12 protein-coding genes are annotated in these 13,874 nt (G+C 62.2%); 2 read left to right on the forward strand and 10 right to left on the reverse strand.

What is annotated here, in order from left to right; all coding sequences use genetic code 11:
• Positions 1-27 precede the first annotated feature (27 nt).
• The 6 genes from ACP7BN_RS24520 to ACP7BN_RS24545 all read right to left on the reverse strand — a co-directional run bounded on the left by ACP7BN_RS24520 (position 28) and on the right by ACP7BN_RS24545 (position 8,142).
• A complete protein-coding gene (locus tag ACP7BN_RS24520; RefSeq protein WP_420649217.1) occupies positions 28-714 on the reverse strand; it encodes a CsgG/HfaB family protein in 687 nt (228 codons plus the stop codon).
• A 632-nt stretch (positions 715-1,346) separates the two neighbouring features.
• Positions 1,347-4,424: an error-prone DNA polymerase gene (locus ACP7BN_RS24525; protein ID WP_426206428.1), complete on the reverse strand. Its 3,078-nt coding sequence runs from the start codon at positions 4,422-4,424 to the stop codon at positions 1,347-1,349.
• Positions 4,421-5,836, reverse strand: a complete 1,416-nt coding sequence (locus tag ACP7BN_RS24530; RefSeq protein WP_426206429.1) for a Y-family DNA polymerase — start codon at positions 5,834-5,836, stop codon at positions 4,421-4,423. The genes ACP7BN_RS24525 and ACP7BN_RS24530 overlap by 4 nt, the downstream gene beginning before the upstream one ends.
• A gap of 7 nt (positions 5,837-5,843) precedes the next feature.
• Positions 5,844-6,461 carry a translesion DNA synthesis-associated protein ImuA gene (gene imuA, locus ACP7BN_RS24535; protein WP_426206430.1) on the reverse strand — a complete coding sequence of 206 codons (618 nt, stop codon included), beginning with the start codon at positions 6,459-6,461 and terminating at the stop codon, positions 5,844-5,846.
• The gene (gene lexA / locus ACP7BN_RS24540) at positions 6,461-7,078 is read right to left on the reverse strand and encodes a transcriptional repressor LexA (protein ID WP_426206431.1); all 618 of its coding nucleotides are present in this window, start codon (positions 7,076-7,078) and stop codon (positions 6,461-6,463) included. The genes imuA and lexA overlap by 1 nt, the downstream gene beginning before the upstream one ends.
• Before the next feature lie 140 nt (positions 7,079-7,218).
• The gene (locus ACP7BN_RS24545; protein WP_426206432.1) at positions 7,219-8,142 is read right to left on the reverse strand and encodes a LysR substrate-binding domain-containing protein; all 924 of its coding nucleotides are present in this window, start codon (positions 8,140-8,142) and stop codon (positions 7,219-7,221) included.
• A gap of 103 nt (positions 8,143-8,245) precedes the next feature.
• Here ACP7BN_RS24545 and ACP7BN_RS24550 point away from each other — a divergent pair, with 103 nt between their 5' ends.
• Both ACP7BN_RS24550 and ACP7BN_RS24555 read left to right on the forward strand, forming a co-directional pair.
• Positions 8,246-9,988, forward strand: a complete 1,743-nt coding sequence (locus ACP7BN_RS24550) for an amidohydrolase (protein WP_426206433.1) — start codon at positions 8,246-8,248, stop codon at positions 9,986-9,988.
• Between the two features lie 85 nt (positions 9,989-10,073).
• Positions 10,074-10,811: a TorF family putative porin gene (locus tag ACP7BN_RS24555; RefSeq protein WP_426206434.1), complete on the forward strand. Its 738-nt coding sequence runs from the start codon at positions 10,074-10,076 to the stop codon at positions 10,809-10,811.
• 28 nt (positions 10,812-10,839) lie between these two features.
• On the opposite strand, the gene ACP7BN_RS24560 is transcribed toward ACP7BN_RS24555, so the two are convergent.
• The 4 genes from ACP7BN_RS24560 to ACP7BN_RS24575 are packed head-to-tail and all read right to left on the reverse strand — an operon-like array spanning position 10,840 to position 13,713.
• Positions 10,840-11,118 carry a DUF971 domain-containing protein gene (locus ACP7BN_RS24560; protein ID WP_426206435.1) on the reverse strand — a complete coding sequence of 93 codons (279 nt, stop codon included), beginning with the start codon at positions 11,116-11,118 and terminating at the stop codon, positions 10,840-10,842.
• On the reverse strand, positions 11,115-12,086 hold the full coding sequence (locus ACP7BN_RS24565) for a HEAT repeat domain-containing protein (RefSeq protein WP_426206436.1): 972 nt from the start codon (positions 12,084-12,086) through the stop codon (positions 11,115-11,117). The genes ACP7BN_RS24560 and ACP7BN_RS24565 overlap by 4 nt, the downstream gene beginning before the upstream one ends.
• On the reverse strand, positions 12,083-12,931 hold the full coding sequence (locus ACP7BN_RS24570; RefSeq protein WP_426206437.1) for an ABC transporter ATP-binding protein: 849 nt from the start codon (positions 12,929-12,931) through the stop codon (positions 12,083-12,085). Before ACP7BN_RS24570 ends, ACP7BN_RS24565 begins: the two co-directional genes overlap by 4 nt.
• Positions 12,931-13,713 carry an ABC transporter permease gene (locus tag ACP7BN_RS24575; RefSeq protein ID WP_426206438.1) on the reverse strand — a complete coding sequence of 261 codons (783 nt, stop codon included), beginning with the start codon at positions 13,711-13,713 and terminating at the stop codon, positions 12,931-12,933. Before ACP7BN_RS24575 ends, ACP7BN_RS24570 begins: the two co-directional genes overlap by 1 nt.
• Positions 13,714-13,874: the final 161 nt, after the last annotated feature.

A 13,874-nucleotide genomic window follows, 5' to 3' on the forward strand; every position in this document is an offset into this window, starting at 1 on the left:
GTAGTTGCTCCTTGCGATGGGCGTCGATCAGTTGCCCGGTTTCCAGGCACCGGCGTTCATGCCATCAACCAGACGATTGATCGCCTCGCGCATGGCCAGATCCAGTACTTTGCCGTTGAGGGTAGAGTCGTATGCAGCGGTGCCGCCGAAGCCGATGACTTCGCGGTTGGACAAGGCGTATTCGCCGGCGCCCTGCGTCGAATACACCACTTCGGAAGTGCTGATGTTGACGATGTTCAGGTTGACCTTGGCGTAAGCGATCTGGGTCTTGCCACGGCCGAGAATGCCGAACAACTGATGATCGCCGATCTCTTTGCGGCCGAACTCGGTGACGTCACCGGTCACCACATAGTCGGCGCCCTTCAGACGCTGGGCCTGGCCCTTGATCGCGGCCTCCTGCTGGATCTCGCCCATGTTGTCGCGATCCAGCACCGAAAAGCGGTTGGTCTGCTGCAAGTGCGTGATCAGGATGGTCTTGGCCTGGCCGCCGAGACGGTCCACGCCATCAGAGAAGATCCCGCGCATGTAGCTCGAACGGTTATCAAACTTGCCCACAGCCATCGGCACGCGAACACCGGTCCAGACCTGAGAGGCGCTTTCCACTTTGGCTACCGGCAGTGCGCGGGAGCTTTCGGTGGCGCAACCGGCGAGCGTACCGGCCAGAGTGCCGAGGACGGCAATCGCAACGCCCGAGACCAACATCCGGGAGATCATTCTCACTGTGCATTCCTTTTGAAAATTCTGTGCATCCGGGCGCGGCAATGCGCTGGGAGGACGCGAAACGGCCGGCATTATGCCAAAGTGCCAGCATTGATGACAGATTTTTTTGACGCCATTGGATTGGCATCGCAGATACCTCTGTTGAGATACATCCGCAAGAAACTGCTGCTCCCACAGGGGGAACTGGGTACATCTGGCAGAGACTGGTCGGCTATAAGGCCGCCATCGCTGGCAAGTCGAATCGTCGCACCGCAGCTCCCACAGGTTCTTGCATGTACGACCCATGCGGCAAAGCCGCCCCACTCAACGATGAGCGTTAGCTCGAGTACCGCTCTTGATCTCGAGCGCCCGGCAGGCTGAGTGGAGGGATTGATCCGGGGGTGGGAGCGCAGCGACCGTTTGGCGCAGCCAAACACATCGAGAGGAGGTGCAGCGCAGCAAACCGGAGGCGATGCCCCCCGGAACAATCCCGGAGCGAAGGAACCCGAGCCACAGCGAGGGCCGAACGTCAGGGTAAAGCCTTTTGGGTTACCTTTTCGGCGTTTGAAAAAGGTGACCCGCCGTCAGGGCGGAACCCCAAGAAGCCATAACCGCAGCAACGGATATGCACTCAGGAAGTGACGAAATCAGTGGAAATCGCGACTACGCACATGAACGCCATCCAGCATCGAACTCAAATCACTCATGCGTCCAGCAATCAAGTGCCGAACTTCACCCTGCCGTTCCCAGCGCCCATCGACCTTGAGCAATTGCGACCCCACCAGCACCTGCCGCTGGCGCTCGGCCAGATCACGCCAGACCACTACGTTGACGTTGCCGAACTCGTCTTCCAGCGTCACGAAAGTCACGCCACTCGCAGTCCCGGGCCGTTGGCGTCCGGTGACCAGCCCAGCGATGCTCACCGGCCGCCCATGCTCGACTTCCATCAACTCGCGCGAACTGCGACAGCGCAGTTTGCGTAACTGCTCGCGCAATAGCGCCAGTGGATGCGGCCCCAGCGTCGTACCGATGGTCGCGTAATCGGCATACAGATCTTCGCCGACACTCGGCTTGGGCAGCGCCACGTCCGGTTCTTCCTGACTCGGCAAGCCTTCGAACAGACCGAGCTGTTTCTGCACCCCGGCCACTTCCCAGCGCGCCCGATGGCGATGCCCGGCCAACCCGCGCAAAGCACCCGAGTCTGCCAGCAACGCCTGCGCCCGACTGTCCAGCGCGGCCCGCATGCCCAGATCGGCGACATCGGCAAACGCCCCGCGCGCCCGTGCGGCTTCAATGCGCAAGGCATCGTCCTCGCGAAAGCCTTTGATCATGCGCAGGCCCATGCGGATCGCCGGTTGTGCGCCAGGCACCGGTTCCAGGCTGCAATCCCAGTCACTGGCGCACACGTCCACCGCGCGAATCTGCAAATGATGCCGACGCGCATCCTGCAGAATCTGATCCGGGCTGTAGAAACCCATCGGCCAGCTGTTGATCAGCGCACAGGCGAAAGCCGCCGGTTCGTGGCACTTGAGCCAGCAACTGGCATAAGTCAGCAAGGCAAAACTGGCGGCATGGGACTCGGGAAAACCGTAACTGCCAAAGCCTTTGATCTGCTCAAAGATCTGCGCGGCGAACTCTGCCGTATAACCGTTTTTCTGCATGCCCGCGGCCAGTCGCGCTTTGTGCGGTTCCAGCCCGCCGTGGCGCTTCCACGCGGCCATCGAGCGACGCAACTGATCGGCCTCGCCGGGGCTGTAGTCCGCTGCGACGATGGCGATCTGCATCACCTGCTCCTGAAACAGCGGCACGCCGAGGGTGCGCTTCAACACTACTTCAAGTGCTGGAGAGGGATAGATTTCAGGCTCGATTTTGTCGCGTCGGCGCAGATACGGATGCACCATCCCGCCCTGAATCGGCCCCGGCCGGACGATGGCCACCTGAATCACCAGGTCGTAGAACTTTTGCGGGCGCAAGCGCGGCAGCATCGACATCTGCGCCCGCGACTCGATCTGGAACACGCCGACCGTGTCGGCGCGGCTGATCATCTCGTAGGTCGGGCGGTCTTCGGGCGGGATAGTCGCCAGAGTCCAGTTCTGATTGCGATGCCGGCGCAGCAAATCGAAACAGCGGCGGATCGCACTGAGCATGCCGAGGGCGAGGATGTCGACTTTGAGCAGGCCGACCGCATCGAGGTCGTCCTTGTCCCATTGAATGATGGTGCGTTCGGCCATCGCGGCATTTTCCACCGGCACCAGCGTGTCCAGCGGCTGCTCGGAAATCACGAAACCGCCAGGATGCTGCGACAGGTGCCGAGGGAAGCCGATCAGTTGCCCGGTCAGGCTCAGCACCCGCCGTAGAATCGGGCTGTCCGGGTCGAAGCCGCCCTCGATCAAGCGATCGACGGGCGGCGTTTCATCGCTCCAGTGCCCGCAGCAATCGGCCAGCGCGTTGATCTGATCCGGAGGCAGGCCCAGCGCCTTGGCCACGTCGCGCACCGCACCGGCGGCGTGATAGGTGCTGACCACCGCCGTCAGCGCCGCACGCCCCCGGCCATAACGGCGGAACACGTATTGCAGGACTTCTTCGCGGCGTTCGTGTTCGAAGTCGACGTCGATGTCTGGCGGTTCATTGCGTTCTTTAGACATGAAACGCTCGAACAGCAGCGTGGTGCGATCCGGGTCGATCTCGGTGATGCCCAAGGCAAAACACACCGCCGAGTTGGCTGCCGAACCGCGGCCCTGACAGAGGATGTTCTGGTCACGTGCAAACTTCACCACATCGTGCACGGTGAGGAAGTAGCTTTCGTAGCCAAGCTCGGCGATCAGCGTCAGTTCGTTGTCGATTTGCGTCAGCACCTCGGCTTTGACGCCTTTCTCCCAGCGCCAGGCGATGCCTTCTTGCGTCAGATGCCGCAACCACGAACTGGCGCTGTGCCCCGCGGGCACCAGCTCTTTGGGATATTGATAACGCAACTGACTCAGATCGAAAGTGCAGCGCCGCGCCAGCGTCACCGACTCTGCGAGCAACGCTGGCGGATACAGCTCTTGCAATACTTCAAGGCTGCGCAGATGCCGCTCGCCATTCGGGTGCAGGCGCAATCCGGCCTCGGCCACCGGCAAGTGATGGCGGATCGCGGTCATGGTGTCCTGCAAGGCGCGCCGTCCTCGCGCATGCATGTGCACGTCACCGCTGGCCACCGGAGGAATGCCCAACTCGCTGGCCAGATTCAACAGTGCAGCCAGCCGTCGCTGGTCGTCCTGCCCGCGATGCATCTGCACCGCCAGCCACAGGCGTTCGCCGAAGGTCTGTTGCAGCCAGCGGCCTTCTTCAATGTCATCGACCGTGTCCGGCACCCACAACACCAGCAACCCCGGCAACGGCTGACTGAAATCTTCGCGCAGCACCTGATACTGGCCCTTCTGCGTGCGCCGCCGGGCGCGGGTGATCAAGCCGCACAGCGCCTGATAGCCCGCAAGGTTTTCCACCAATAGCAGCAGTTTAGGGCCGTTCTCGATGCGGATTTCACTGCCGATGATCAGCGGCAACTCCACCGATTTCGCCGCCTGCCAAGCCCGAACGATGCCGGCCAAGGTGCATTCATCGGTGATCGCCAAGGCTTGATAGCCATGCTTTTTCGCCCGTTGAAACAGCTCCAGCGCACTGGACGCGCCGCGCTGGAAACTGAAGTTCGACAGGCAATGCAGTTCGGCATAACCCTCATTCATGCGAACCAGCCCTGCAGCCACAACGGGCCGCCCTCACCCACCGCGCGGTAGGCCCAGCCTTGCTGGCCGGCGCGGTTCTGGATCAGGTAATAATCGCGGCGCACATCGTCACCGTCCCACCAGCCGGACTCGATACGCTCCGGCCCCATGAGAATCCGCGCCGAACCGTCGGGTACGGTTTTCGGCTCGCCGAGCAGCCAGCCCGGACGATAAACACCCGGCAACGGATTGCAGCGCTGTTTGTCGTCGGCGCTCTGCCACGCACATTCGGGGCGATGATCCGCCTGAAAACGCAAGCCCTGCACCGCTTCATCTCCGAGCCGCGCACGCAAGCGTTCGCGCAGTTGCTCCCAAGGCAAGGTCTGTTGCGGGCGGTCATCGAACAGTTCCTGAAACTGCGGCACGAAACTCGGCAGATCCTCCGCACGCAAGCGAAACCCGCGTACCGGCGCCTCGACCTGCACTTGCTCCAGGCGTCCGCGCGCCAGTTCGAAGAGCATCGCCGGATCACGCTCGGCGCTGAGCAGCCCGACCTTGATCAGCGTGTCCGGCAGCCCGGCGTGTTCCAGATGCAGGTCGAAGCGCTGCACCCCGCTGTCGCGCCCGCAGAGGAACGTCGACAGATCGGAAGTCAAGCGACGCAGCGGGAACAGCAGCGCCTGATGCGATTGCACATCGAAATTCAGTTCGATGCGCACGTCAAAACGATCCGGTGGCAGATAGAACGCCAAGGCCTGCGGACGCGCGCCGAACAAGGTGTCGAGGTGCTTGAGCACCTGCGCCTCGAAACGCCGGGCCAGCGCTTGACGCGGCAGGTTCTGTATCTGACTGAGATTGCGCAGGCCCATGCGCGACAGCGCGGTAGCCACGTTCGGCTCCAGCCCCACGCGGTCAATCGGCAACTGCCCGAGGTGATGCTGCAACGCCTCGCCGTCGGGCACTACTAGCCCGTCATAGGCGTTGGCCAGCACCCGCGCCGCTACCGGATTGGGCGCGGCAACAATGCGATGACGGAAACCCAGGTCAGTCAGTTCACTGCGCAGCCGCGCTTCAAGTTGCGCCCACGAGCCAAACAGCCCAAGACTGGATTCGATTTCAAACACCACCGCACGCGGGTAATGCACGCTGACCTGCGCGCTGAAACCGTAGGCCCAGGCCGCAAGAAACTGCTGCCAGTGGCCGACCTCGGCCACGTCGTAATCGGCGGTGACAAAACCTTTGCTCATGGCTTGCGCGGCGGTCATCGACTGGCCGGGACGCAGCCCGAGCTTGCGCGCTGATGCATTCACCGCTTGCAGCACTCGACGCTGCGCCGGTCCGCTGAGCAGTACCAACGGCTCATCGGGATCGGAACGCTGACGCAATACCGCGTCGAGCGCCAATTGCGGGAACACAATACATACCCAGCGCATGACGACCTCAATGACCTACGGCGTAAACAATCGGCGCCGTACGCGCCAGTCCGCCACGGCACTTGAGTACGCGTAACTGGGCCGGTTTGGCATCAATGGCAATCCTTAATGCAGCAGGCGACGGATTCACCGCTTCACTCAACGGTCGCCACGCAAACGCGAGGGTCTGGCCGGTTTCCGCCGCTACCTGCAAACGCCGCAACGCGCGGTCATCGGCCCTGTGCGGCCAGCACAGCACCGCGCCGCAACTGCCCGAGCGCAGGCATTGTTCCGCTGCCCACAAGGCATCGCGCTCATTGGCCTGAATCACCGACAACTGCCGCAGGTCGACCCCGGCATTCGCCCAGGCTTGCGGATACGGCACGAACGGCGGCGCCACCAGCACGATGCGCTCGCCCGCCGCCGACAGCCGCGCCAGCGTCGGCCACACCAGTTGCAGCTCGCCGACACCCGGCCCGGCCAAGAGGATTTCGCTCAGCGCCGCTTCCGGCCAGCCGCCACTGGGCAATGCCGCGTCCAGCGCTGCATGCCCGGTCGGTTGCGGGCTGGCGGCCGGTGGCGCAGGCCGGCCTCTCCAGACCTGGCCGCCATTGAACAGCGTATCCAACGCAACGACGGCGCCCATCAGCCTTGCCTCACCAGACCACAGAACACGCCTTCGATTGCCAGATCCTGATCGGCGCGCACCACAATCGGCTCATACGCCGGGTTGCGCGGCAGCAGACGCACCTGATCGCCGACCCGCTCGAAACGCTTGATGGTGACTTCGCCGTCGAGCCGCGCCACCACAATCTGGCCGTTGAGCGCCTCGGGATTGCGCCGTACGCCGACCAGATCACCGTCGAGGATGCCGTCGCCGATCATCGAATCGCCCTGCACCCGCAGCATGTAGTCCGGCACTCTGGAAAACAGCGCCGGGTCGAGCATCAGCCGATTGTGGATGTCGGCATCGGCACCGATCGGTGCACCGGCGGCCACGCGACCCAGCACCGGGATCTCCAGCAACTCCGCACGCGGCGGCTGATTGAGCAAGCGAATACCGCGCGCCTGATGCGGGTTGACCTCGATAAACCCGGCTTCAGTCAGCGCCAGCACATGCTTGCGCGCCACGCTGCGCGAGGCAAAACCAAAAGCCTCGCTGATTTCAGCGAGGCTTGGGGATTGACCGTGTTCGGCGATGCGTTCGCGGATAAAGGTCAGGATGGCGGTACGGCGGGGAGTGAGAGTCGTCATGGAGTACATTTGTACTCCTGTGGGATTTTCCTGACAAGCACCGCAGGTCGGCCTAAGCCGACGTAGGAGCTGCCGAAGGCTGCGATCTTTTGATCTTGCTTCTAAAAAACGAGATCAAAAGATCGCAGCCTCGTTGCACTCGTCAGCTCCTACAGAGACGGAGGATGGGGCGTCTTTAGAAACGCTGCAATGTAGTCGATGAAGGCCACGACTTTGGCCGTCGCCCGCCGATGGCTCGGGTACACCGCAAGGATGTGCGGGCCAAAGCTGTCCGGGTCGATCTCGTAGTCCGCCATCACCCGCACCAGCCGCCCATCGGCGATGTATGGCGCGGCGCTCCACAGCGGCGTGTGCAGCAAACCGCGCCCGGCCAGCGCACTGGCCAGCAGCAAGTCGTAATTGTCACTGCGCAGGCGCGGGGTCGCCGGTTGCGGCAGGCTCAGGCGCTGACCGTCACGTTCAGCCCACCAGAATTCGCGGCTGAGCAGCGGATGGCGATACAGCAGCCATTCATGCTGATCGAGGGTTTGCGGGGTTACCGCCAGCCCCTTGCGCGCCAGGTATTCGGGGCTGGCACACAAGGCCAGGCGATTGCTGCCGACCACCCGCGCAATCAGCCCCGGCAAGTCGTCATGGCCTTCACGCAGCGCCAGGTCGTAGCCGCTTTCCAGCAGATTGACGAACTCATCGCACAGGTCCACTTGCAGGCTGATCTGCGGGTATTGCTGCAAAAATCCATCACACACCTGATCGAGAAACGCCCGCCCATAGGCCAGCGGCGCGGTGATTTTCAGGCTGCCGCGCAAGCCATGCTGCAACTGCTCGATTTCCTCACCGGCCTCGTCGAGGCGCTGCAACACCTGCCGCGCGGTTTCCAGATACAGCCGACCGATTTCAGTCAGCAGAATCCGCCGCGTGCTGCGCTCGAACAACCGTGCGCCCAACTCCGACTCCAAATGATTCACCGCTTTGGTCAGCGCCGACGGAGTCTTGCCCAATTGCTCGGCGGCACGGCTGAAACTGCCAAGTTGCGCAGTGACCACAAACATTTTCAAAGCACCCAGCTTGTCCATGCTTTTTCCATTCAGGCAAAAACGTTTTTCGTGAGTGATGCGTTCTGTTGGCCGTTGCCAGCCACTAATCTGGCCATCAGACGCAATAACAAGGAAATCTTCAATGAAAAGATTCATCCCGAGCCTATTGGCCGCCGCCGTGAGTTTTGCCTCGATGGAAGCCATGGCCGCCGCCGATCTGGTGCTGCTCAACGGCAAGATTTTCACCGCCGACCGTGCTCAGCCGAAGGTGCAGGCGCTGGCAGTGGAAAACGGCAAAGTGCTGAAAGTCGGCTCCGACGCACAGATCAAAGCCCTGATCGAACCTGGCACCCAAGTCATCGACCTCGGCGGCAAAGCGCTGATTCCCGGCCTGATCGACAGCCATTCCCACGCGATTTTCGGCGGACTGGAAATGGTCGCGGCCAACATGCAAGACGAAGTGGTCAGCCTCGATGAACTGGCAAACCGGCTGCGCGGCTGGCGCGATGACGGCAAGGCAAGGCATGGGGACGTGCTGAGCGTCGCCGGCATGAGTTCCATGTACTGGGCGCAGGCCGAAGCCTTGGGCAAAACCTTCAACAGCGGCGAGTGGGCCGAGGTGCCCGTGGTGTTCACCGGCAGCGATCACCACACCGCATGGGCCAATAACGTGATGCTCAAGCGCGCGGGCATTGACGCCGCGCTGCTGAAAAACCTGCCCGACGCGGAAAAAGACACCATCGGCAAATTCGCCAGCGGTGAGCCGAACGGCTTTGTGGTCGATGCCGGCTGGGACCGGGTGGCCTCGAAAATGCCGGTGCCGAGCGCCGAAGACATGCTCAAAGCCGCGCAATCGGCGATGCGTTACAACAACAGCCTCGGGATTACCGCGTGGATGGACCCCGCCGCCAACGCCGCGCCGGGCGAGCCGGTATTCGCCCTCAAACCCACCGAGAAAACCGTTGGCGTGCTGCCCGCCTATAAAGCTCTTTCAGAAAGCGGCGGGATGAGCGCCCACGTCGCCGCGCTGCTGGTGGCCAATTCGAAAAGCGTACCGGCCGATCTCGATACGCTGGACAAAGTACGCCAGCAATTTCAGGGCATCCCCAATTTGACATTGCCGGGAATCAAGATCTTCGCCGACGGCGTGATCGAATACCCGGCGCAGAGCGCAGCGATGATCGATCCCTACAACAACTCGCAAAAACAGGGCGAGCTGCTGATCGATCCCAAGCACTTCGGCGAACTGGTCAGCGCCATCGACCAGCGCGGCTGGCTGGTGCACATCCATGCCATCGGCGACCGCGCGGTGCGCGAAGCGTTGAACGGCATCGCCCAGGCGCGCAAGGATCGCCAGAGCGGCATCAGCCATTCGATCACTCACTTGCAGATGGTCAACCCGACCGAGTTCGCCCGCTTCAAACCGCTCGACGTGATTGCCTCGATGCAACTGCTCTGGGCCAGTGCCGACGACTACACCACCGAGATGATCAAGCCTTACGTCAGCGCCCTCGCCTTTCGCTATCAATACCCGGCGCATTCGCTGCTCAAACAGGGTGCAACGATTGCCGGTGCCAGCGACTGGCCGGTGTCCTCGCCAAATCCGTGGAACGCCATGGCTCAGGCCATTACCCGCGTCGGGCCGCTGGGCGTGCTCAACGCCGACGAACGTCTGGACCGCGAAACCATGTTCTACGCCTACACCGCCAACGCCGCGCGCACCATTGGCCTGGAGAAAACCATTGGCTCGCTGAGTCCGGGCAAACAAGCCGACTTCATCGTGCTCGATCGCGACGTGTTCAGCGTCGACGACAAAGCCCTGCATGACACTCAAGTGCTGCAAACCTGGTTCGCCGGACGTCAGGTCTACACCTCGCCCCTCTAGCAACACGATTTCTCTGCGGGAGCCAGCCTGCTGGCCCCCACAGTTTTCCTTGTGCCCCATAACAATCACAACATCGGGACTTCACATGAAAGCCTTGTCTTTGCTCGCCCTCGGTTCCTTGAGCTTGCTGCCCTTGAGCAGCCACGCCGTACCGCTGAATGACGACTTCAACCTGCTGGTGGACCTGACGCTGGCCAGCGACTACCGCACGCGCGGCATCTCGCAAACCCAGAACGACCCGGCTGCGCAGGCCGGTCTGACCCTTGCGCACAACAGCGGCCTCTATGCAGGCGGCTGGAGTTCCAATGTCGATTTCGGCGGCGGGCTGAAAACCCGTTATGAAGTCGATTACTACGCCGGTTGGCTGTGGCAGGCCAGCGAGGCCATCAGTCTGGATCTGGGTTACATCAAGTACGCCTATCCCAAGGAAAGCCAGTTCAATCAAGGTGAGGTGTACGCAATTCTCGGCGCTTACGGAGTGAAGCTCGCGGCCTACTATTCCAGCGATGCGCCGGGGATCGACAGCCAGCAGAGTTCGCTTTACAGCTATGTCAGTTACGAGACCGAATTGCCGTTCGATTCCGGCCTGAAATTGCGTTACGGCACTATGGATTTCAAGGATCCACATCTGTATTCGGCGTCCGGTCATGGCGACGAATCCTACCGCGAGTGGGAAGTCAAACTGACCCACGATCTGGCCGGCGTGGTGCTGGGGTTGAGCTACCTGGACACCGACCTGTCGCAAACCCAGTGCTTGAGCAACTGGGGATTCAAGGATGTGTGCAGCGCGACCGTCGTCGCCAGCCTCAGCAAATCTTTCTGACCTGACGACAATCCCTCTGCAGGAGCTTTCAAGAAGGTAATTGCGCCAGGTACGGCCACGGATAGATTCCGCGCTGATGGCCGTCGCTGAACACCAGTTGCAGGCCGTAGCCCTGGGCGTTTATTTCGATGACGCGTACGCGCGGGTCGACCATCGGCGGTGTGCCTTGCAAACGAAACGCCCGGCATTGCGAGCACGGGCACTGGCGACGCAATTCGGCATGACTGAGCAGCGATTCGCGGCCATCCGGCCAGTTCAGGCGCAGCGTCTGCGCAGTTTGCGAGTTACCGATGGCGACCGGATTCATTGCAGTTGACTCAGCGCGATGCGCACGGCTTTGCGTACTTCCGGATCACCATCGTCCTGCGCAGCCTGCAACGCGGCGACGGCACCGCGATCATGCAGTTCGCCGAGGGCCAGCGCGGCTTCCTTGCGCAGGTTGCTGATGCGGTGGCCGAGGGTTTCGATCAGCGCGTCAAGTGCAGCGGCGTACTTGAGTCGACCGAGGCTGCGGGTGGCGCGCAGGCGGACCTGCCAATAGTCGTCGCTCAGGGCTTCGATCAGCGCCGGGCCGGCGTCAGGCTGGCCGACTTTACCCAGTGTGGTGGCGGCTTCTTCGCGTACCTGCCAAGCGGAGTCCTGCAAGGCCTGGCGCAGCGCCGGCAGCACTTCGGCGCCGGATGCCAGGCCGAGGGCGCCGGTCGCGGCGCGGCGTACTTCGGTGTCGGGATCAGCACTGGCCAGGCTTGCCAGCGCCGGTAAAGCATCGAGCTGCTTGAGCCAGCCGAGCACGCCCACGGCTTCGCGGCGCACGTTGGCGTCGGTATCGTTCAGCGCTTGAATGGCAGCCGGCGCAGCATCGGCAAAACGCAATTCGCGCAAGGCGCGTAATGCGGCGATTCGCACACTGGTTTCGGCATGCCCGGCCCACGGCAAGATCACCCGCCCAGCCGCTTCGGTTTTCAGCAGGCTCAGACTTTGTGCTGCTGCTGCCTGTACTGCCAAAGCAGGATCGGTCAGCGCCTGACACAACGCCTCAACCACCGCTTCATCCTCCCAGGCTTCGAGCAGACGAGCAGCTTCGGCGCGGACTTCTTCGGCTGGATCGTCCGCCAGTCGCTCGATCAGCCAAAGCAAACCCTCCGGCTCTTCAAGATCAGCCAGATCAATCAGCGCAATCAGCGCAATCCGCCGCACGCCGGCATCCTCGGCGGTCAAACGTGGTTGCAGGGCAAGAATTTCGTCGTTATCGGTCACAGCAAAAAATGAGTTCATAGGGCAAACCGTGGCAAAGGGTTTTCAGGAGGCAAGCCGAGCGGGTTGAGGCGCGGCAGCGGTCGATTATCGTCATGGCGCAGCAGCTCAAGACAGTGACGCTTGAGCCGGGAAAATTCAGGGCTGGTGACCAGCTCGGTGGTGCGTGGACGCGGGAATTCCAGATGCAGGTCTTCGATGATCCGCCCCGGGCGCGCGCTCATCACCAGCAAACGGTCGGCGAGGAACAGCGCTTCGTCGATGTCATGGGTGACGAACACCACGGTGGTACGAATGCGCGTCCAGATGTCGAGCAGCAGTTCCTGCATGTTCAGCCGGGTCAGCGCATCCAGCGCGCCGAACGGCTCGTCCATCAACAACAGCCGTGGACGATTGACCAGCACGCGGGCGATTTCCACCCGCTGCTGCATGCCGCCGGAGAGTTGATCCGGCCAGCGTTCGGCAAAGCCGTCGAGACCGACCAGCGCAAGAATTTCATCTGCCGCACGATGCCGTTCCGCCTTGCCGATGCCACGCATCTTCAGGCCGAACGCAACGTTGTCGCGCACCGTGCGCCACGGGAACAGCGTGTGATGCTGGAACACCATGCCGCGCTGTGGCGACGGCCCGGAGACTTCGGCGCCATCGACTTTCAGTTGCCCGCCACGCGGCTGCAAGTGCCCAGCGAGCGCGCCAAGCAAGGTCGATTTGCCGCAACCGGACGGCCCAAGAATGCACACGAACTGGCCGGATTCGATCTGGCAATCCAGCCCTTGCACCGCTTCGAATGCCTCGTGGCCTTCGCCGAGGACGATGGATAACTGGCGGATATCGATCCGCCCTTCCGGGGTTTGCATGGCACTCATCAGGCTTTTCCTCGTGGTCGGTGCCACGGCGTGAACAGCCCGCCGAGGCGTTTGATCAGCAGGCTGCTGCCCATGCCCAATACGCCGATCAGCAACATGCCAACCACGATGTCGGCGTAGTTCTGAATGGTGTAGGACTCCCAGGTGTAGTAACCGATGCCGAACTGGCCGGAGATCATTTCAGCGGTGACCAGGCAGAACCACGAAGTACCCATGCCGATGGCGAGGCCAGTGATGATGCTCGGCGCAGCACCCGGCAGAATCACTTCCAGCAAGATCGCGCGGCGTCCGGCGCCGAGGCTTTTGGCGGACGCGATCAGGCGCGGATCGACGCCTTCGACGCCGTGCACGGTGTTGAGCAAAATCGGAAACAACGCGCCGGTGAAAGTGATGAAGACCATCGACAGTTCTGAGGACGGGAACATCAAGATCGCCAGTGGAATCCATGCGACAGCGGGGATCGGGCGCAGGACTTCGAGTGGCGGCAAGAGTAAATCTTCGGCCCATTTCAAGCGGCCGATGGCCAGGCCCAGTGCGATGCCGATGACCAGCGCGGCGAGGTAGCCGGCGAACACGCGGCTGAGGCTGCTGGTCAGGTGTTGCATGAGTTTGCCGGAGTCGCCCAGGCCCAGTGCGGCTTCGATGACGGCCATGGGGGTGGGGACGTTGGCGAAGGTGACGAGGCCGAGGTTCCAGTGGTGGCTGGCGGCTAGATGCCAGAACAGCAGGCAGATTAGTAGTGAAGTGGCTCTGGCGGTCCAGCGGGGTTTTGGGGTTTTCATGGATCGGATTTCCGTGTGATGGCTTAGATCGAACCCCCTCACCCCAGCCCTCCCGAATCGTCGGACCGCCCCCAAGGGGGCGAGGGGGAAAGGGGGCCGATCTCGATTGTTTTCGAAAGCATGTTCGCCTCGGAATTTTCAGGTCGATGTATCAAGCCCAA

Origin of the sequence: Pseudomonas sp. TWP3-1 (assembly GCF_049896625.1) — a bacterium.
Classification (GTDB): Bacteria; Pseudomonadota; Gammaproteobacteria; order Pseudomonadales; family Pseudomonadaceae; genus Aquipseudomonas.